Below are 21283 nucleotides of genomic sequence, written 5' to 3'. Positions count from 1 at the left end.
CTACAAATATAATTATTCTTTATTTTCTTATCAAAACACTTTCAATTTACTGTTTTTAAAGTGTTTGTTGTAGTTTTCAATTGTTGAGATTTATAAATTTAAAGCTGCTATTTATAAATTTTATTAAACTACTTTTATGTAGAAATGATTCTATTTGTACATTCGAAACTCAAAACAATAGAAAATGAAGAGAATTCTCTTAACCCTTACATTGATTATTAATTCTTTTTTATCTTTTTCTCAGATTAATATATCTGGGATAGTAAAAGACTCCGTGAGTAATATTGAATTTGCTAATGTATTTTTAAAAGATATCAACAATAATATTGTCACAGGTTCTATTACTAATGAAAAAGGTTTCTTTAAAATAGAAGTGAAAAAAGGAAAATATATTATAGTAGTTAGTTTTATTGGTTATAAAGATTGGAATAAAGAAATACTTGTTGAAGGAAACAATATTAGCTTAGGAAATATTCAATTAATACAAAATGAGAATAGATTAGATGAAGTAATAATTTCAGCTAAAAAACCTTTAATCCAAAAAAAAGTTGATCGACTAATTTTTAATGTTGAAAATAGTATTATCTCTCAGGGAGCAGATGGTTTGGAAGTTTTGCAAAGAACACCAAGAATTGATATTTCAAGTAGTGGGGTTAAAATTATAGGAAAAAGCAGTGTAAATATTTTAGTTGATGGAAGAATGCTTAATTTGTCTAGCAGTGATTTAGAAGCCTATCTAAGAGGTATTCGTTCAGATAATATTTCAAAAATAGAGGTCATAACATCTCCTCCTGCTAAATATGATGCAGAAGGAAACAGTGGTTTAATAAATATTATCACTAAAAAGAATCCTAATTTAGGTTGGGATGGATCTATAGGAGCTACTTATATACAAAGAACTTATTCCGCTTTTATTCCTACAAGTAATATAAAATTTGCAAATAAAAAATTAAACATTTCATTAAATGTTTCAGCTGATACTGAAGCTAAAAAGTCAGTATCTACAAATGATATAGAATATGATTCTAGATTTTGGAATACATCAAGAAACAGGAAAGATTCTTCTAAAGGCTTAATGCTAAATTTAAATTCAAATTATAAAATAAATAAAAAATCAGAAACAGGGTTTATTTACAGTGGTAGTTTTTGGGATATCAATCAGAAAGGAAATAACTTGAGTAATTTCATTCAGAAAGAAAATTATGCTTTGGATTCTATTTTAATGACAAAAACAAAGAACAAAAATGAATATGGTTTTCATTCTATTAATGGATATTATGATTTAAAATTGGACAGTATAGGAAAGAAATTCAGTTTAAATATTGATTATTTAGTAAAAAACAGTTCAAATGATATAAATTTTAATAGTATTGGTATGTCAAGTAATGGTGCCAAAAACTCAGAGACATCAGTATTGAATAAATCCGACAATAAGTACGAAGTAGTGTCTTTAGGAACAGATTTCACATTACCTTATAAAACTTTAAATGTTGAAATAGGAGGGAAATTAACTTTTATAAACAATAATAGCAGTTTGTTCTACTATGACATAGCATCAGGAGATCCAATAATTAACTTAAGCAGAACAAATCAATTTGAATACAAAGAAAAAACATCTGCCTTGTATATTTCAATAGAGAAAGAGTTAAGTGAAAAATGGATTACTCAAATAGGTCTAAGGTATGAAAACACTTATTTAAAAGGTTTTTCTCCTACATTGAATCAGACTAATACTAATACTTTAAATAATGTTTTTCCAAGTGCATATGTATCATATGACCCAAAAGAGAATCATTCATTATCAATCTCTTATTCAAAAAGAATAGACAGGCCTGGTTTTTCAAATTTAAACCCATTCAGAGTTTATTCAGACCCATATTCATATGATTCAGGAAACCCTTTCTTAGAACCTTCTTTTACTCATAATTTAGAGTTTTCATACATTTATAAAAATAATTTATCATTAACACTGTATGCTTCAAAACTTATTGATGTAATAGACTTTATTACATTGACAGATGAAAATTCAAATGAAATTATTTCTCAGCCAGAAAACTTATATAATCAATTAACTTATGGCTTAGATATTAGTCATCGTTTAACTCTTTTTAAATGGTTTAATAGTTATAATTCTTTAAGTACTTATTTTAATAGAGCAAATTCAAATTTTGAAGACGAAACATTGACTTCTTACAATGGTTACGGGACATATTTTTCAACAAAAAACACTATTACTCTAAATAAAAAAAGAACATCTTTTTTTACTATTAACTTCTTTCAAAGTTTTCCAAATGTTGATGGTTTTTTTAAGTCAAGAAACAGAGCAAGTTTGGATTTAGGATTGAAATTTAAATTACTTGAAGATAATCTTCAAGTAAACATTTCTGGAAATGACTTATTTAAACAAAATAGAAACGTAGGAAAGGAGCAATATCAAAATTTTACACAATTTTCAAGTATTTATAATGATATGAGAAATTTTACTATATCTCTTTCTTATAAAATAGGGAGTAAGAATGTAAGACAAGGAAGAAGAAAAAGTAAATATAATGAAGATAAACAAAGGCTTAACTAAAAAATGTAAGTCAACCTTAGATTTAAAATAAAATAATTGTTGCAACAATAAGGGAAAGCTGAAAACCTTTAAAAGAGTAGGCATAACTATTTAATTTTTGAAATTATGAAATTATCAAATTTTCAATTCGAACAATTATCAGCTTCTGAGTTACAAAATGTAACTGGGGGAACAGAGCAATTAGTAGAGGAAGGTTCTAGCCATACTCTTAGACATTCAACATCATGTACTGGTACAGACCATGATGCAGGAAGACACGATAGTGACTAATATATTGTTCAGCAATTAACACAGGAGGGTTAAAAACCCTCTTGTGTATTGTTATTATACTAAAAGCTAGACACAAATAGTATAACTAATGCAAAGATAATTAAAATATGATTTTAATATTTACTATAGAGCATGATATTTCTACAACTAATGTAATCAAATGGTTAGATTATTTTGAAGAGGAAGTGATTCGTATGAATGCAGATGATGATTTGCATAAATTTGAAGAGATTAACTCAGAAGGTATTTTTTTTAGAAATATACTAACCAATAAGGTTTTTAACTTACTTGATGCAAAAGCATGTTGGTGGCGTAGGAGAGGAATTAGTAAATCCTGTTTCACAGATTTGAAAAAGGAAGATACTTTAATTAATGGAACGTTTGATTTAACATCTTTGATTAATGGAGATAATAACCTTATAAACAAAGAAGTTAATGATCTAATTGACTTTATATATTATCAAGTTTATAAAAACTGTAAGATTAACATAGGTAGACCCACATTTAACGTAAACAAGTTGATTGTTAACGAAATGGCAGAAAAGCATGGGTTAAGAATTCCCGCATTTAAAATTGCAAGAAATAATCATCAAATAGCTTCATTTAATAAAAGAAATACAGGTTTAATATCCAAAGCTATTTCAAATGGAGTATATAATACCATAGGGAATCATAGATTTTATTCTTACACAGAACTTATAGAAGATGAATTGCTAGAAAAAAGAAAAGAAGTGAATTTTTTTCCTTCTTTAATAATGGAAAAAGTTGAAAAAAAATCTGAAATAAGGACTTTTTATTTAGACGGGCAGTTTTATTCAATGGCTATTTTTTCACAATCCTCTGATCAAACTAAAGTAGATTTTAGGAAATACAATAACAAGAAACCTAATAAAACAGAGCCTTACAAACTCCCTAAAAACACAGAAGATAAACTTGTAAAACTTTTTAATGAACTTGATTTAAATTGTGGGTCTGTTGATTTAATAATAGACACAAAAGGAGATTATATTTTTCTTGAAATAAACCCTGTCGGGCAATATGGCATGGTTTCAGACCCTTGTAATTATAATTTAGACAAAAGAATAGCAAAATACTTGATAAATGGATCATTTAAAGAAAATTAAATTCACAGGAAAAGAGTTAACTAACATTCCATTACATTTCAGAAAAATATACTTTAACCAAGTAACAGATATTAACGATGAGGATAAAATGTTTAAATATAATTCATTGATTCAATCTCGTTTAATGAGGCATTATTATCCTAGCAGGCAAATCTCTAAGACAATAGATTTTAAAATTTTTAATGATGATAAATAATAGTTTTTTCGTACTATCAAGTAGCTGTAAAGTCGTTAAAGGTATCAAAAGAAGTCTAATAATAGATTATTTAAGGAATGAATTGTATTTTATATCGAATGAATATTATGACTTAATACATCTTTTAAACAGAAAAAAAGTTGATGAAATTGAAAATAAGATAGATATTGATTCTAGGCAGTCTTTTATAGATTTTATAGACTTTTTAATCATAAATGAAATAGGTTTTTTTACTAAAACACTAGAAGAATATCCTATAAGAGAGGAACAATACGATGATGAATTAGTTTTACTTAAAGATGTCATATTTGAAGTAGATGAAAATAACTTTTCAGAAACTATGTTTATTAAATTGATTAATGAAATAGATGAATTGAGATGTAATGATTTACAATTAAGATTTTTATCTGAATATAATTTAGAATTTCAAAAAAAAATTTTAGATATAATTGATAAAACAAACATAAATTATATTGAAATACACTTCACTTATTCAGAAAAAGTGTCTATTGATAATTTAAATAGTTTGATTTTAAAATATTCTCCTCTATCTCACATATACATATACAACTCTCCAAAATCAGAAATTATTGATTTATCTATAAGAAAAGAAGTGTATTACCCACTTCATTTTGGTAAGCTGTATTTTATCCAATACCCTTTTAATAAAGGTAAGTGTTGCGGAGTCATTAATAAGGAGAATTTAAATTTTGAAAATATTAATAATCATACTGATTTAGAGAAAAATAACGGGTGTTTAAACAAAAAAGTTTCAATAGATTCTTTAGGCAATATTAGAAATTGCCCTGTTATGGATATAATACATGGAAACCTAAAACAAACAAAAATAAAAGATATTATTAAACAGCATACTTTTAATAAGTTTTGGAAAATAAATAAAACTCAAATAGATACTTGTAAAGGTTGTGAATTCAGGTTTAATTGTACAGATTGTAGAGCTTTTATAGAAAACCCATTAGACTTGTATAGTAAACCTTTAAAATGCGGGTACAATCCAAGTACTTGTACTTGGAAAGACTGGAGCTTAAATCCACTAAAACAAAAAGTTATCCAGCAGTATGGTTTAGTTTGAAAAATAAATTCATTTGAAAAAATTTCCATTTTATAAGCAGGCTGACTCAAAAGATTGCGGACCAACATGTCTAAAAATTATATCTAAGTATTATGGAAAAAATATTTCTATCCAAGAACTCCGAAATTTATCAGAAACAACTAGGCAAGGAAGTAGTATTTTAGGTATCAGTGATGCTTTAGAAAAAATAGGTGTTAGATCTTTAGGTGCTAAGATTTCTTTAAAAAGATTGTCAGAAGCTCCTCTCCCTTGTATATTACATTGGAATAAAAATCATTATGTTGTTTTATATGAGATAAAAAATAATATGTATTTTATTTCTGATCCTGCCTATGGCTTAATAAAATATACAAAAAAAGAGTTTCTTAAACATTGGATTGGTAATAATTCTTCAGAAGAAACTGAAGAAGGTTTAGTTTTATTAATGGAACCAACACCAAAGTTTTATGAATCAAAATTCGATAATAGTCAAAAGCTAAATATCTCCTTTTTAACTAAGTATTTACTTAAATATAAAAAATACATTATTCAGTTAATTATAGGGCTTGTAGCAAGTAGTTTACTGCAATTAATATTCCCTTTCTTAACTCAAAGCATAGTTGATGTAGGAATAAAAAATCAAGATATTAATTTTATTTATCTTGTTCTTGTAGCCCAATTGGCTCTTTTCATTGGAAGAATATCAATTGAAATAATTAGAAGTTGGATATTATTACACTTAAGTACCCGTATAAATATTTCTTTAGTCTCTGACTTTTTTATAAAGCTAATGAGTTTGCCTATAGCTTTTTTTGATACAAGAATGACAGGTGATATTTTACAAAGGATAAATGACCATAAGAGAATAGAAATAGTACTTACATCTTCGACACTAAATGTTCTATTTTCTATGTTTAATTTATTAACCTTCGGATTCATACTGTTATATTATAATATTGAAATCTTTTTAATTTTTTTAATAGGTAGTATTTTTTATTTTATTTGGATTTCATTTTTCTTAAAAAAACAAAGAGAGTTAGATTACAAACAATTTTCTCAAATAAGTCAAGAACAATCTAAAGTTATTGAACTAATTAACGGTATGCAAGAAATAAAGTTAAATAACTCTGAAAAGAAAAAAAGATGGGGGTGGGAATATTTACAGGCTCAATTATTTAAAATTTCTATTAAAGAACTAGAGTTAGAACAATATCAAAGTGTAGGTTCAGATTTTATTAATGAGCTAAAAAACATTCTGATTACTATATGGGCTGCAAAACTAGTTATTAATGGTAATATAACCTTGGGAGCCATGTTAGCGATAACCTATATAGTAGGCCAGTTAAATTCTCCTATTACACAATTAATAAAGTTTATTAGAGATTTCCAAGATGCTAAGATTTCTTTGGAAAGACTTTCTGAAATACATAATAAAGTAGATGAAGAACAACAGGATGAACAAAAAATCACTTCTATTGATGAAGATTTAGGTCTAACACTTAATAAAGTCTCTTTCAGATATATTGGTTCAAGTCAGATGGTTTTAAAGGATCTAGATTTGGAAATATCCCCCAAAAAAATTACTGCTATTGTGGGTACTAGTGGTAGTGGTAAAACAACATTGATGAAGCTTCTTCTAAAGTTTTATGAACCAAATGAAGGACATATTAGCTTAGGAAATTATGACTTAAAGAATGTTTCTCAAAGGACTTGGCGTAATCAAAGTGGTGTTGTAATGCAAGAAGGGTATATTTTTAATGATACAATCGCTAATAATATTGCTGTTGGTGATGATTATATTGACAAGAAAAAAATAGCTCATGCGGTTGATGTCGCTAACATTAAAGAATATATAGAAAGCTTACCTCTTTCATACAATACCAAGATAGGGATGGAAGGTATAGGGTTAAGTACAGGACAAAAACAGCGTTTGTTGATTGCTAGAGCTGTATATAAAAACCCTAATTATCTATTTTTTGATGAAGCAACTTCTGCTTTGGATGCCAACAATGAAAAAGTCATCATGGAAAAATTGAATACTTTTTTTGAAAATAAAACAGTAGTAGTTATCGCACATAGGTTAAGTACTGTGAAAAATGCACATCAAATAGTTGTCTTGGATAAAGGAAAAATTGTAGAAGTTGGAAATCATGATACTTTAATTCAGGAAAAAGGAAATTACTATCATTTGGTAAAAAATCAATTAGAATTAGGAAAGTAAAATGCCAGAAAATAATCATTTAGATAATATAGAATTACGAAGCGAAGAAGTACAAGAAATACTTACTAAAGTACCTAATTGGATGATTCGTTGGGGAAATTCTTTATTTTTAGTATTAATTCTAATGCTCTTACTTTTATCTTGGTTTATCAAGTACCCTGATATTATCACTTCAGAGGCTACAGTAACCACAAAAATTCCTCCTCAAAAAGCATTTGCTAGAGTTACAGGGAAAATAGATACTATTTTAGTAAAAGACAATCAGCAAATCACTGAAGGTAGCCCTATTGCTCTTATCGAAAATACAGCTAATTATGAAGATGTGTTTTATCTTAAATCTATTTTAGATACTATTACCTTGAAAAAAAATAGTTTTTCTTACCCTCTTGAAAAAATGCCTCTTTTATTTCTTGGAGATATAGAAAATGCTTACGCTAACTTTGAGAATAACTACATACAGTATATTTTAAATAAACAGTTACAACCTTATTCAAACGAAGCGATCGCTAACAGTATTACTACATCTGAATTAAAAAGAAGGCTACAAAATCTTAAATCTCAAAAACAAATAAACAACACCGAATTAGGTTTTAAAAAGAAAGACTTAGATAGGAGTAAATCTTTATTTGAAAAAGGTGTAATTTCTGCAAAAGATTATGAAACTAAACAATTAGAATATTTACAGGCAGAACGCAATTATCAAAACATGAGTTCTTCAATTTCACAATTACGTGAAGCAATTGCCAATAGTAATAAAACTTCAAAAGGAACTGAAATTACCCGTATACGTGAAGAAATGACTTTGCTAAAAAACACGATTCAATCTTTTAATTTATTAAAGAAAGCTATTAAAGATTGGGAATTGCAATACGCTTTTATCTCTAAAATAAATGGAACAGTATCTTTTTTGAACTATTGGAATAAAAATCAAACCGTAACACAAGGAGATTTAGTATTCACCATCATTCCTTCTGAATATTCAGCCTATATAGCTAAGCTAAAAACTCCTTCTCAAAACTCTGGAAAAATAAAAATTGGACAACAAGTAAATGTAAAACTACAGAATTACCCTGATTATGAGTTTGGTGTTTTAAAGGGAACAGTCAATAATATTTCTATGATTCCTGATAAAGAGGGTTTTTATACAGTAGATGTGCTACTTCCTAAAAAGTTAGTTACTTCTTATGATAAAACCATAGAGTTTAGACATGAAATGCGTGGAACAGCAGAAATCATTACCGAAGATTTACGATTAATAGAACGTTTCTTTTATCAATTTAGGCAAGTTTTAAATAGAACTTTATGAAATAACGTAGTGATATTGTAAGCTTCCCCTAAATAGAACTGTATAAATTTCTAATATTTCATAAAATTATTGTTTTTAATTCTCTTGGGGCTAGCCCCAAGAGAATTAATTTCTGCGTATTTTATCGGTGATAATCTACCCAGTCCGTCATGGGGTCTATGATGGTTATTATCATACATCCAATCTTGTGTTTGTTCTCTTACTTGGTCGATATTCTCAAAGATGTACTTATCAAGAACTCCTCTTCTATAAGTCCCATTAAATCTCTCTACAAAAGCATTCTGAGTTGGCTTTCCTGGTTGAATATAGGTAAACTCTATATTGTGCATTTGACTCCATACAGAAGTAATATTAGCGATAAATTCTGGACCATTATCCATCCGTATCTTATTGGGTTTTCCTCTTCTGTTGACAAGATGATTAAGTACCCAAACCACTCGATTACTTGGTAAAGAAAAATCCACTTCTATATGCAGGACTTCTCTATTGCAGTCATCAATAATGGTAAAGGCTCTAAAACGCCTCTTGTTCTCAAGAGTATCGGTAACAAAATCCATACTACATATGTCATTAAGATTTTTTGGCACTTTTAATGGCTCTTTGACTCGAGCTGGCAGTCGCTTCTTTACTTTTCGACGTAGAGGAAGTCCTAATGCTTTGTAAACCCTATATACTCGTTTATGATTCCATGATTGCTTCAACAGAGTTAAAGGCAATAATAACAACTCTACAAATAAGTGAAATCAGTTACGTTAGGTTACTCCACTTTACACAAGGTTAAGTAGAGATAAACTACTTTTCGACACTTTTAAAATCGACTAGCATCAATTATTTTATTAAAGAAGAATAATCTTCCGGCAATTCAGCATCTATATCTCTCAAATATTTTTCCAATGCTGTTATGGTTACATGCCCCGTTATAAGCATTAATTTACTCTTTGTTTCAAATGGTGAACTGGTTTTACGCATTTCTCTATATAACTTTGTTATAAAGGTATGTCTAAAGCTATATAAACCATACTCATCACCTAAACCAAAATGGTCTTTGATTTTCTTAAACTTTTTGGTAAAATAATCTCTCTTATTTGTTTCTTCTATTTCCCATTCACCTCCTATTGAGTTTTGTGTGAATAAAAATGATTTTGGATTTTTTGTAGATAGATCTGGCAATTGTTTCAATAATAACTCAGGAATTATCTTTGTTTTTAACGGACTATTCTTTGCTTTTACATATAATTTTTTATCCGTAACATCTATATCCTCTACCCTTAATCTACATACTTCAATAGGTCGCAAAAAATTATAGGATATAAACTGAATGAATAACAATAAGTTTTTATCATTCTTTTCTAAATACTCATAAATATCTTTTTGTAATTTAGGTGTATAAGTTTTATTTCTTTTAGGAACAGATTTAAGTACATTGATTTTTTTAACATAATTTTCTACAATCAATTCATTATCTTCTAAAATCTGAAATAACGAGCTTATATCTGCTCTTGCGTTATTTCGATTTCTTGCACTTGAACTTTGTAAAACTTCATTCAAATATTCAATAATAACTTTTTTGTGTAATGAATTAATAGATTGCTTTTCATATCCTTTTGATTTTAACCATTTTTTAAAACGTTTGATACGACTTTTATACTTAATAAATGAGTTTTTACTCATCATTTTTTCCTTCAAATTCAAACCTAAATCAAAAGCCTTTATAATAGATGTTTCTTCTACTCCAATAATAGCAACAGGAGTGGTTTTTATTTTTGATTCAGATGCAATGTTTACATCAATAGATGTTTCAACTATATTTCCATATAGTTGAGCTTCTAAAACTGAATTATCTTCATACGGGTTAAATCCTGCTTGTAATAACTTAAGTAAGGCTTCTTTCATTGTTCTTAAAAAAGCCATGCGTTCTCTTTTTGTTTTTAACTTATTAACCCCTGCTTTAATATGTGGTGGTTGTCTTTTTAACTTTAATGTTTTGGGTTCCCTAAATGAATAATATACAAACCAATCTTTATTAAGAGCTTTTTCTTTCTCCGACTTAGAGAGCCTACTCCACTCTGAAATCAACACGCCTCCTGTATAAATTTTAGGTTCAGAAAAATTCAATTTCATATCAAAAACGTTTACGGTAGTGTTTACGGTTTGTAAAAGTAACGAACTTAATGCCATAAAAAAACGGATTGTGGTAAACAATCCGTTGAGTTTAATAGCTTTTAGCTTTGTAGCGGGAACAGGACTCGAACCTGTGACCTTCGGGTTATGAGCCCGACGAGCTGCCTACTGCTCTATCCCGCGATTTGCGGTTGCAAATATAGGAATTTTTATAGGTTATATACAAATATTACTTCACTTTTTTAATAAACTTTTCTATAAACAAAACACTAACAGCCTATTAAAAAATAGTTTTCTTCATTAAAAAGCACGTATCTTTGCAACATGACACATAAAGCAGGATTTGTTAACATCATTGGAAACCCCAATGTTGGAAAATCAACCTTAATGAACGCCTTAGTGGGCGAAAAATTATCAATTATTACCTCAAAAGCCCAAACTACAAGACATCGTATTTTAGGCATTGTAAACGGAGAAGATTATCAGATTGTTTTTTCTGACACTCCCGGAATTATTAAACCTGCATATGAGCTGCAAGAATCTATGATGGATTTTGTTAAATCGGCCTTCGAAGATGCAGATGTTTTAATTTATATGGTTGAAATTGGTGAAACAGCTCTGAAAAATGAAGATTTCTTTAACAAAATAATAAATAGTAAAATTCCGGTTATTTTATTATTGAACAAAATTGATAAATCAACACAAGAAGAAGTTCAGGAAAAAATTGAGTATTGGAAAAAGAAAGTTCCCAACTCTTTTGTATATGTAATTTCTGCATTAGAAAAGTTTAATGTAGATACCGTTTTTTATAAAATTATTGAACTTTTACCTGACGCTCCTCCTTTTTATCCAAAAGATCAGCTAACAGACAAACCTGAACGTTTTTTTGTAAACGAAACAATCAGAGAAAAAATATTACAACTCTATAAAAAAGAAATTCCTTATTCAGTTGAAGTAGAAACCGAAAGTTTTATTGAAGAAGATGGTATTATAAAAATACGATCAGTAATTATGGTTGAACGTGATACACAAAAAGGAATTATCATCGGTCATAAAGGAAGTGCTATTAAACGTGTAGGTACAGAAGCCCGAAAAGATTTACAGCATTTTTTTGACAAGAAAATATTTTTGGATTTATACGTAAAAGTTAATAAGAATTGGCGATCTAATGACCGCCAGCTAAGACGTTTCGGATATAAAGATTAAGCTTTTTTTACTTCTTTTAAAACTTGCTTCATAAATTCTTTTAAATCATCCATTTGTTTTTTACCTGTTGCCTTGCCTATACTTCCAATAAAATATAGGGTAACCCAAAGTAATGGTAGTATTACCAGCATGGTAACAGGTAAAAATATTTCTTTTTTTAATGACCAGTTGCTGTAAGCAATAACAGCAAAAATTAAAAAAGCAGTAGCTACTGCAAAATGTATAAACATAAATAAAGTCCAAACTTGAGGCTTGGGTCCAAACAAACCTTTTAATTTACTGGTTTCCTCTGTTAGTTCTTCCACTTCTATATGTAATTGTGGCGACCAATAATGACTTTCTTTTTCAGGTACATCAATAACTATATGATGATCTACTACTTTCATTTTATACAACTGTTCTCCACCAATATGATTTTGTATTTTAGTTAACAAACTATTTGCGTTCATCTCAAAATCCACCTGAAACCTAGGTTTTAAAAAAATCTGATTATAGAGTTTATCATCCATTGTTTAATTAATTGATTCTTCCAAATTTACAATTTAAAAACAATTTTCCTACAATAGTAACATACACTTTCCTTTCCACTAACTTTTAATTAAAAACCATCTTTCAGTTTTGCAAAAACATTTGAAATATGAATAACTTAATAAAAAGCATCGCTGCATTTTCATTATTAGCAATGGCTAGTTGTAGCAATGAAAACCCTGCTCCGGTACCGGACAATACCAACGTAAACTTCAAGTATAAAACTACTATTAATGTCGGAGGTGAGGGGGCATCAGAAATTTCAGCTTATGATACTACCAGCAAAAAGCTTTTTATTGTTAATGTAGAAAAAAAAGAAATCTCCGTATACGATATTAGCAACTTAGAAAGTCCTGTAAAGAAAAACTCAATTTCTTTAGCTTCCGGAACACCTAACAGCGTAAGTGTACACAGTGGGAAACTTGCTATAGCTTTAGAAGATGACATAAAACAAAACAATGGTAAAATAGTAGTATACAATACAGAAAGCCAAACTCTTGAGCATACGTTTTCTGTTGGAGCATTACCAGACATGGTTACATTTTCTAAAGACGGAAAAATAATAATGTGTGCCAATGAAGGAGAACCTAACAGTGATTACACCAATGATCCTGTTGGAAGTGTAAGTATTATCTCTATAGAAAACAAACAGGTTACTACATTAGACTTTACTTCTTTTAATTCTCAGGAAAGTGATTTAAAAAATAATGGATTTCGAGTTTTTGGTCCTAATGCAGATTTAGCTAAAGATGTTGAACCGGAATACATTGCTATTTCAGACGATGCTAAAACCGCTTGGGTATCTTTACAAGAGAATAACGGAATTGCTAAAATAAATATTGAAAATAAAACTATCGAAGCTATTTATCCGCTTGGGTTTAAAGATTACAGCAAAGCAGCAAATTATATTGATCCTAGTGATAAAGACGATAAAAAAGAGTTAAGAAGTGTTCCTGTTTACGGAATGTACCAACCTGATGGAATCACTTATGTAAATATTAAAGGAACCGGTTATATTATCTCTGCTAACGAAGGAGATTCAAGAGAATACGAAGGTACTCCCGGTTATGTAGGAGAAGAAAGAATTAAAAAAATTAAATTAGACCCCACTGCTTTCCCTGCTTCTGAAGACTATCAAAACGAAGCAAAATTAGGTCGTTTAAAAATAGCATTGGATTTAGGTGATACTGATAAAGATGGTGATTATGATAAATTATATTCATACGGGGCACGTTCTTTTAGTATCTGGTCAGAAAACGGCAACTTAGTTTATGACAGTGGTAATAACATTGCAAAAGAATTACTGGCAAGAACTCCTGACAGATTTAATGATAACGATGAAAGAAGTGATGATAAAGGTGCTGAACCTGAAAGTGTAGAAGTTTTAAACATAGCCAATCAACGTTATATTTTATTTGTAGGTTTAGAACGTACTGATCAAGTACTTGTATATGATATTACCACCCCTATTGCTCCAATCTTTTTAACCATATTATCTCATGAAGGAGATGAAGCTCCGGAAGGATTACTTGTTGTTCCTGCTGATGAAAGTCCTAATGGAAAAGATTTATTAATCGTTTCTAATGAAGATAGCGGAACAGTAAGCATTTATGAAAACGTAAAATAAAAAACTAAAAAATAATACACTAAACAACTATTGATGAGCAATCAATAGTTGTTTTGTTTTATAGAAACACTACCTTTGCAGCATGAGTAATATTATAGCAATAGTAGGAAGACCCAATGTAGGAAAATCTACTCTATTTAATCGTTTAGTTAAACGTCGTGAAGCCATTGTAGATTCTGTAAGCGGTGTTACAAGAGACAGACACTACGGAAAATCAGAATGGTGTGGTAAGGAATTTTCTGTAATTGATACAGGAGGGTATGTTGTAGGATCTGATGATATTTTTGAAGAAGAAATCAGAAAACAAGTTCAATTAGCCATTGATGAAGCTGATATTATTTTATTTGTAGTAGATGTAGAGCAAGGAATTACTCCTATGGATGATGCCGTTGCCAAGCTATTACGCCAAGTAAAAAAGCCACTTTTTATAGCCGTAAACAAGGTTGACAACGCTATGCGAGATGCCGATGCAGTAGAATTTTACAATCTTGGTTTAGGCGATTATTTTACAATATCATCAATTAACGGAAGCGGAACAGGTGAATTGTTAGATGCTATTATTGAAGAAATACCAGCCCCAGCAGAAGGTGAAAATATGGAAGACGAACTTCCGCGTTTTGCCGTAGTAGGGCGCCCAAATGCCGGAAAATCTTCATTCATCAATGCCTTAATTGGTGAAGACAGAAATATTGTTACCGATATTGCCGGAACTACCCGAGATACTATTGATACCAAATACAATCGTTTTGGATTTGATTTCAACTTAGTAGATACTGCCGGAATTAGAAAAAAATCTAAAGTAAAAGAAGATTTAGAATTTTATTCGGTTATGCGTGCCGTTAGAGCTATTGAACATTGTGATGTAGCAATTATTATGGTTGACGCAACCAGAGGTTTTGAAGGGCAAGATGAAAAAATATTTTGGTTAGCCGAAAAAAACCGAAAAGGAGTTGTTATTTTAATCAACAAATGGGATTTAGTTGAAAAAGAAACTAATACCATGCGTGATTTTGAAAGGTTAATACGTGAAAAAATAGCACCTTTTACAGACGTGCCAATTATTTTTATTTCTGCATTAACCAAACAACGTATTTTTAAAGCTATAGAAACAGCTGTTGAAGTATTTGAAAATAAAAAGCGTCGTATACCTACCAGTAAATTAAATGAAACCATGCTGGAAATTATTCAACATAATCCTCCTCCGGCAACCAAAGGTAAGTTTATTAAAGTAAAATACTGTATGCAATTACCTACACAAACACCTCAGTTTGTCTTTTTTGCTAATTTACCGCAGTATGTAAAAGACCCGTATAGACGTTTTGTTGAAAATAAACTTCGTGAACATTACAGTTTTACCGGAGTTCCAATGAGTATCTATTTCAGACAAAAATAACTTTACCATAAATTTAACACACCTTTAACTACATCATATACAATCTTATTACGAGTTTTGAACCCTGTAACATTTTTTACAAAAAAGACAAAATTCGTAATAAGATTACTTTTTTTTATATCATAAAATGAAACATGAGTGATTTTCTTTCGTTTTTTGTCAAATAAACTAACATTATAAAGACAAGAATCGGGAGACTATGAAAAAACTACTTTTCATTTTAGGGGTATTATGTACCACCTCATTTTTTGCTCAATCGTACCCTTTCAAAATTTCAGGGAAAATTCAATCAGAAAAAGAAAAAAAAGCCATTGAATCTGCAACAGTTCACATAGAAAGAGCTAAAGACAGCTCGGTAGTTTCTTACACTATTTCAGATGAAAAAGGAATGTTTACATTAGAAGGAAAATCATTCTATAAAAATGTAAAACTGTTCATTTCTTTTGTTGGAATGAAAAGTTACTCAAAAACTATTTCGTTAGATAACAAACAAAGCTACAACCTTGGTATAATTAACTTACAGGAAGAAGATAACCTGTTGAGCGAAGTAATAGTTAAATCAAAAGCCCCCATAACGATCAAAAAAGATACGCTGGAATTTAACGTAAAGTCTTTTAAAACCAAAAAAGATGCAAACGTAGAAGATTTATTAAAAAAACTACCGGGGGTTGAAGTAGATGAAGAAGGAAAAATTACGGTAAATGGTAAACCGGTTAACAAAATACTGGTAAATGGTAAGCCCTTTTTTGGAAACGATCCTTCAATCACTACTAAAAACCTATCAAAAGAAATTATAGAAAAAGTACAAATTACCGACACCAAATCTAAATCAGAAGCATTTAGCGGTGAAAAGGGTGACGATAACAATAAAACGATTAATCTTACCATAAAAAAAGAAAACAATAAAGGCTGGTTTGGTAGAGTTTCAGCAGGAGGAGGTACAGATGAACGTTACGAAGGTGCCACTATGGTAAATCGTTTTAATAATGACAGACGTATTAGTGTTTTAGCCAGTGCCAACAACATTAACTCTCCAGGCTTCAGCTTTGGTGAAATACAAAAAATGTTTGGTGGTAGTGGCGGTAGCATCCGCTTTAACGGTAATGGCTCTTTTGCTATTAACGGTAGAAGTTTTGGCGGTGGTAGCGGAATTATAAAATCTAAAACTGCCGGAGCAACCTATGGTGATACTTTTAAAAAAGGTCTTGATTTAAACCTAAATTATTTTTACTCTGGAAGTTCTTCTAATAACGACTCTAAAAGTAACCGGGAAAACATTTTACCTAACGGACGATATTTTTCAAACTCAACAGCTTCATCTTTCGATGAAAACAATAACCATAGCTTTGATACTGAATTTGACATTGAAATTGATTCTACTTTTTTAATCAATGTATCTCCTAGATTTATAGCTAATGATAGAGAAGGCAGCTATAATAGTTTAGAAGAATCTTTTGACAATAACAATGTATTAACCAACAGATCAAAAGTAAATTCCAGATCTAAATCTAGCGCAAGAAATTTTGAAAACAATATTGATATTACTAAAAAACTAAATAGTAAAGGTTCATTTATTAAAGCTTCTATTACCAACCAATTTGACACCGCTAACACAGAAGATTACAATCTATCAACAGCCGAAATTTTCGGAACAAATCCATCTGTTAGAGATCGTAATCAGTTTAGTGATATTGCCAATAAAGTAAACAGTTTGCGATCAAGAGTAAGTTACCGCTACCCTATTCTTGCTAATAAATTCTTTTTAGATGTAGAGTATCGCTACAGAAGTGATGAACGAGAAAACGTTAAAAATACTTTTGATTTTGACAACACAACAAATCAATACTCAACATTTAATAAAGAGTTAAGTTCAAACTTTACTTCTAATGATATTACTAAAACACCCTCTGTAGGATTAACCTATAGAACCAAAAAATGGAATTTTAATATTGAAACCGGCTTCATGAACAGAACTTTAGAAAACAATGATAAGCTACGACCGGAATTAAATTTTGAAAAAAGTTTTGACGCTTTACAGTTTGAAACCCGATTCCGTTACCGTTTTGATTCAAAAGCATCTATTGGTTTTAGCTATGATTTAAGAAATGATGCACCTAGCATACGTCAATTACAACCTTTTGCAGACGTTAGTAACCCATTAAATATTATAACCGGTAACCCATTTTTAAAGCCTATAGAAAGACATAGCGGATACCTTAACTTTAATAAATACGATTGGCAAAAAAGAACAGGTATGTTCATTTATATGGGAGGTGATTTTACCAACAACCAGGTAGTATCAAAAAGTCGTATTGATGAAAACTTTGTTAGAACCACTACGTTTGAAAACGTAAACGGTGCTTATAATTTATGGGGAGGTGGTAGTTACAGTAAAAATGTTAAGTTAGATTCTATTACCTCTATCAGATTCCGTGCAGGGGCATACATTAACGGAAACAGAAGCATTAACTTTTTTAATGACATCAAATATAAATCTACCACTATTTCACTTTCGCCAAACGTAGGCTTTACTTTTGAGTGGAATAAAATACTAACTATTGAACCTAGATATACGGTTTCTTTATCTGAAACAACATTTGATTTAGACAATTTCAACAATCAAAAATTTACAAGACACAATTTAAACATAACAACGAAAACGAATTTTCCTAAAAAACTAGAATGGAGAAATGATGTTAGGTACAATTACAATCCTAACGTAGTTGGCTTTAATAAGTCTGCTTGGTTTTGGAATTCAACATTAGCGTATTCTGTTCTTAAAGATCAAGGTACCATTAGTTTAAAAGCTTATGATTTATTAAATCAAAATAATAATGTTAGACGTACGGCTACAGCCAACTACATTGAAGACTCTGAAAGTACCGTATTACAACAATACTTTATGATTGGATTTAGTTGGAAGTTTAACAGTTTAGGACAAAAAGGAAACATTCCTAATTACGAAATGATTCACTAACACATACATTTTTTTCTATATAAAACCATTGCCCTTCGCAATGGTTTTGTTTTTTATCCTTGTAATTTTTGTACTTTACTGCAAGTATTTAAACAGTAAAACGACAGATAGAGTACTATTTTGTAATTTTGTACAAGGGTAAAAACAACACAGCAATGGAGATTAGAACTTGTGATGACACACAAAACATAGAACTTCCTTTACAATTACGTATCAGTTTTAGAAAAGTTATTGAAGTCTTTCAAAAATATGCGGGTAATGATTTAAAAGAACATCCTTTTCACCAATCTGCCAAACTTATTCTTAAAGAAGTTGAAAAACATCCTGAGCTTATTAATGGTTTTTCAGATTTTTCTTTATTAGAAAAAAACAAAAAAACCGTAAGCTTATTACTAAATATACTATTTCCTGAAGCGCTTACTCATAATGAAATAAAGGCAGCCACAATTCCGTTTTCTTTTATCTCGTTTAAATTTACTGAGCGTTTTAAAAACATACTTCAAAATGCCGGAGATGATTACATTTTAAAAGTTAGAAACTTTGAAGATGATATGATGTATATTATTTCCTGTACTTTAATTTTAGCTACCGTATATGATCATCCGGTAGATTTAAAAAGACCTTTCTTTTTTGATATTCCGGACAAAAAACTGGGAATTACCAAACATTATCGTGTTGCCTTTAACGGTGATTTTATGGATATTATACCAACTGAAAAAGCTCCTAAAATTACCAAAGATGACATTAAATTATTACTAGATAACTTTGACAATATTGATATTTGGAAAGAGAAATTCCCTCCTAATTCTTATGTATTTGAAGGATTTGGTATCATGAACTTATTTGATGTTACCTCTGATGAAACCTTAACTGCCATCAGAACTAACCTACTTCAAAAAGACGATGGCTCTATTGTTGAAAAACTGGTAACAAACCTTAGAGAGTTTTATGCTATTAAAGACCTCAAAGTTGGTTTTTCTGTTTTTGATGTTAGTAATATAGAAACAGAACCTCCAAGGGTTAAAAAAGCCGAAAGTATTTTAATTGAAGAAGGTACCTCAATAACGTGTAACGATTTTTTTTGTGACTATATAATTTCAAAATTATTCAAAAAAGGTGAAGATGTGGTTATCTCAGATATAGATAACTATGGAGAAAACTCTGAAAAAAACCAATTTTATCAACGCTTAAAAGAAATCAATGTTGGCAGTATTATTCTAATTCCAATCAAAACGTCTAATAACAAAGATTTAGTTTTATTGGAAATAGCCTCTCCGAGAGCTTATGAATTAAACTCTGTAAACAAACAAAAGCTAAAAGATATTATTCCGGTTTTTGAAGCTGCAGCAGAAAGGAATTCTGAGGAGTTTTTAAATATTTTAGAAGCTACTATTCAAGAATTTTATACTTCTATACATCCTTCTGTGAAATGGAAATTTTACAAGGCTGCCGAAAATTATCAAATAGCGTTGCACTCTAAAGAAGAAGACGCCAAAATTGAACAAATTGTTTTTGAAAACGTATATCCTTTATACGGACAAATTGATGTTAAAGGCTCATCTATTGCCAGAAACCAAGCCATTAAAGAGGATTTAATTGAACAACTATCATTAGCTATTAAAGTATTAAATGAAGCATGTAAAACAGAAAGTTTACCTATATACAGAGAGCTTATTTTTCGTGTAAATGAGTATTTATCTGAAGTTGAAGTAGGCTTAAAAGCCGGTGATGAAATTGGAATTTTAGATTTTTTAAAGAAAGATATTTATCCGGTTTTTAACCATATAAAAGAAATTAACGCTGCGCTTAATGAGCTTGTAAAAAACTACACTAACAGTTTAGATGAACATTTACAAGTAGTATACAAAAAACGTAAATCGTATGAAGAAAGCGTTACAAAGTTAAATGATAAACTGGCTAAATTTTTAGATCAAAAGCAAGAAGAAGCTCAAAACATGTTTCCTCATTATTTTGAACGTTACAAAACAGATGGTGTAGAGTATAACATGTATATAGGTCAAGCCTTAACGCAACAGAAAAAGTTTGACGATTTATACCTGTATAATCTTAGATTATGGCAATTAAAAACCATGTGCGAAATGGAAAATCTTGCAAATACAACAAGAGAAACACTTACACATGATTTAAAAGTAGCCTCGCTAATTTTAGTACATAGTAATGCTTTGGCTATTAAGTTTAGAATGGATGAAAAGCAGTTTGATGTAGATGGTGCCTATAATATTCGTTATGAAATAATTAAAAAAAGAATAGACAAAGCGCATATTAAAAACAGTAATGAAAGATTAACTGTTCCCGGAAAAATAGCTATTGTATATTCACAAGACAAAGATGCTACCGAGTATTACAAATACATTAAATACCTGCAATCTAAAAATTTATTAGGGCAAGTAGAAGAATTGGAAATTGAAGATTTACAAGGTGTTTCCGGATTAAAAGCATTGCGTGTAGAAGTTATTTACCATGAGGCTTTTACTGAAAAAAAGACCATCACTATAGATCAACTTTTACAAGAATTTGAACAATAATCTATCATACTGCTAACCGGTAACGACACAGCATGATCTTGTATATGTGTCGTCCTAAAAAACCATTACAGTTTTTTAGTATGATTAAAGATATAAAATCTCTCAACAAACATGTGTTTGT

Annotated in this window: 13 protein-coding genes, 1 tRNA gene and 2 pseudogenes; 12 read left to right on the top strand and 4 right to left on the bottom strand. The window is 29.7% G+C overall.

The window, feature by feature from the left end; genetic code table 11:
- The first annotated feature begins 184 nt into the window (after positions 1-184).
- The 7 genes from ACQY1Q_RS13495 to ACQY1Q_RS13465 all read left to right on the top strand — a co-directional run bounded on the left by ACQY1Q_RS13495 (position 185) and on the right by ACQY1Q_RS13465 (position 8764).
- Positions 185-2575 (top strand): TonB-dependent receptor domain-containing protein, encoded by a 2391-nt coding sequence (locus ACQY1Q_RS13495; protein ID WP_431005848.1) that lies wholly within the window; start codon positions 185-187, stop codon positions 2573-2575.
- Between the two features lie 105 nt (positions 2576-2680).
- Positions 2681-2845: a bacteriocin gene (locus tag ACQY1Q_RS13490; RefSeq protein ID WP_431005847.1), complete on the top strand. Its 165-nt coding sequence runs from the start codon at positions 2681-2683 to the stop codon at positions 2843-2845.
- Between the two features lie 107 nt (positions 2846-2952).
- Positions 2953-3969, top strand: coding sequence for a grasp-with-spasm system ATP-grasp peptide maturase (gene gwsG / locus ACQY1Q_RS13485; RefSeq protein WP_431005846.1), 1017 nt, complete (start codon positions 2953-2955; stop codon positions 3967-3969).
- Positions 3947-4165: a hypothetical protein gene (locus ACQY1Q_RS13480; RefSeq protein ID WP_431005845.1), complete on the top strand. Its 219-nt coding sequence runs from the start codon at positions 3947-3949 to the stop codon at positions 4163-4165. Before gwsG ends, ACQY1Q_RS13480 begins: the two co-directional genes overlap by 23 nt.
- A complete protein-coding gene (gwsS, locus tag ACQY1Q_RS13475; RefSeq protein ID WP_431005844.1) occupies positions 4155-5258 on the top strand; it encodes a grasp-with-spasm system SPASM domain peptide maturase in 1104 nt (367 codons plus the stop codon). The genes ACQY1Q_RS13480 and gwsS overlap by 11 nt, the downstream gene beginning before the upstream one ends.
- Positions 5259-5271: 13 nt before the next feature.
- Positions 5272-7458: a peptidase domain-containing ABC transporter gene (locus ACQY1Q_RS13470; protein WP_431005843.1), complete on the top strand. Its 2187-nt coding sequence runs from the start codon at positions 5272-5274 to the stop codon at positions 7456-7458.
- A 1-nt stretch (position 7459) separates the two neighbouring features.
- A complete protein-coding gene (locus tag ACQY1Q_RS13465) occupies positions 7460-8764 on the top strand; it encodes an HlyD family secretion protein (RefSeq protein WP_431005842.1) in 1305 nt (434 codons plus the stop codon).
- 50 nt (positions 8765-8814) lie between these two features.
- Here the strand turns inward: ACQY1Q_RS13465 and ACQY1Q_RS13460 are convergent.
- From ACQY1Q_RS13460 to ACQY1Q_RS13450, 3 genes and pseudogenes are all read right to left on the bottom strand, one after another.
- Positions 8815-9453: pseudogene (locus ACQY1Q_RS13460) on the bottom strand (IS3 family transposase); the annotation flags it as partial.
- Between the two features lie 139 nt (positions 9454-9592).
- Entirely contained in the window at positions 9593-10942 is a 1350-nt protein-coding gene (locus ACQY1Q_RS13455; RefSeq protein WP_431005841.1) for a tyrosine-type recombinase/integrase, read from the bottom strand.
- Between the two features lie 53 nt (positions 10943-10995).
- Positions 10996-11068: transfer RNA gene (locus ACQY1Q_RS13450), tRNA-Met, on the bottom strand.
- Positions 11069-11200: 132 nt separating this feature from the next.
- Here ACQY1Q_RS13450 and era point away from each other — a divergent pair.
- A pseudogene (gene era / locus ACQY1Q_RS13445) lies at positions 11201-12091 on the top strand (GTPase Era); the annotation flags it as partial.
- Here era and ACQY1Q_RS13440 read toward each other — a convergent pair.
- Positions 12088-12600 (bottom strand): GTP-binding protein, encoded by a 513-nt coding sequence (locus ACQY1Q_RS13440; protein WP_431005840.1) that lies wholly within the window; start codon positions 12598-12600, stop codon positions 12088-12090. The pseudogene era and the gene ACQY1Q_RS13440 overlap by 4 nt on opposite strands.
- A gap of 128 nt (positions 12601-12728) precedes the next feature.
- Here ACQY1Q_RS13440 and ACQY1Q_RS13435 point away from each other — a divergent pair, with 128 nt between their 5' ends.
- The 4 genes from ACQY1Q_RS13435 to ACQY1Q_RS13420 all read left to right on the top strand — a co-directional run bounded on the left by ACQY1Q_RS13435 (position 12729) and on the right by ACQY1Q_RS13420 (position 21162).
- The gene (locus ACQY1Q_RS13435) at positions 12729-14246 is read left to right on the top strand and encodes a choice-of-anchor I family protein (RefSeq protein WP_431005839.1); all 1518 of its coding nucleotides are present in this window, start codon (positions 12729-12731) and stop codon (positions 14244-14246) included.
- Between the two features lie 82 nt (positions 14247-14328).
- Positions 14329-15639 (top strand): ribosome biogenesis GTPase Der, encoded by a 1311-nt coding sequence (gene der / locus ACQY1Q_RS13430; protein WP_431005838.1) that lies wholly within the window; start codon positions 14329-14331, stop codon positions 15637-15639.
- 199 nt (positions 15640-15838) lie between these two features.
- A complete protein-coding gene (locus ACQY1Q_RS13425) occupies positions 15839-18616 on the top strand; it encodes an outer membrane beta-barrel protein (RefSeq protein ID WP_431005837.1) in 2778 nt (925 codons plus the stop codon).
- A gap of 155 nt (positions 18617-18771) precedes the next feature.
- Positions 18772-21162: a GAF domain-containing protein gene (locus tag ACQY1Q_RS13420; RefSeq protein ID WP_431005836.1), complete on the top strand. Its 2391-nt coding sequence runs from the start codon at positions 18772-18774 to the stop codon at positions 21160-21162.
- The last annotated feature ends 121 nt before the right edge of the window (positions 21163-21283 follow it).

Origin of the sequence: Tenacibaculum sp. TC6 (genome assembly GCF_050606265.1) — a bacterium.
GTDB lineage: Bacteria > Bacteroidota > Bacteroidia > Flavobacteriales > Flavobacteriaceae > Polaribacter.
This window is presented reverse-complemented; position numbering and strand designations above follow the sequence as displayed.

Coding starts and splice junctions, on each gene's coding strand:
- ACQY1Q_RS13495 (WP_431005848.1), top strand. CDS start 185: ATGAAGAGAATTCTCTTAACCCTTACATTGATTATTAATTCTTTTTTA.
- ACQY1Q_RS13490 (WP_431005847.1), top strand. CDS start 2,681: ATGAAATTATCAAATTTTCAATTCGAACAATTATCAGCTTCTGAGTTA.
- gwsG (WP_431005846.1), top strand. CDS start 2,953: ATGATTTTAATATTTACTATAGAGCATGATATTTCTACAACTAATGTA.
- ACQY1Q_RS13480 (WP_431005845.1), top strand. CDS start 3,947: ATGGATCATTTAAAGAAAATTAAATTCACAGGAAAAGAGTTAACTAAC.
- gwsS (WP_431005844.1), top strand. CDS start 4,155: ATGATAAATAATAGTTTTTTCGTACTATCAAGTAGCTGTAAAGTCGTT.
- ACQY1Q_RS13465 (WP_431005842.1), top strand. CDS start 7,460: ATGCCAGAAAATAATCATTTAGATAATATAGAATTACGAAGCGAAGAA.
- ACQY1Q_RS13455 (WP_431005841.1), bottom strand. CDS start 10,942: ATGGCATTAAGTTCGTTACTTTTACAAACCGTAAACACTACCGTAAAC.
- ACQY1Q_RS13440 (WP_431005840.1), bottom strand. CDS start 12,600: ATGGATGATAAACTCTATAATCAGATTTTTTTAAAACCTAGGTTTCAG.
- ACQY1Q_RS13435 (WP_431005839.1), top strand. CDS start 12,729: ATGAATAACTTAATAAAAAGCATCGCTGCATTTTCATTATTAGCAATG.
- der (WP_431005838.1), top strand. CDS start 14,329: ATGAGTAATATTATAGCAATAGTAGGAAGACCCAATGTAGGAAAATCT.
- ACQY1Q_RS13425 (WP_431005837.1), top strand. CDS start 15,839: ATGAAAAAACTACTTTTCATTTTAGGGGTATTATGTACCACCTCATTT.
- ACQY1Q_RS13420 (WP_431005836.1), top strand. CDS start 18,772: ATGGAGATTAGAACTTGTGATGACACACAAAACATAGAACTTCCTTTA.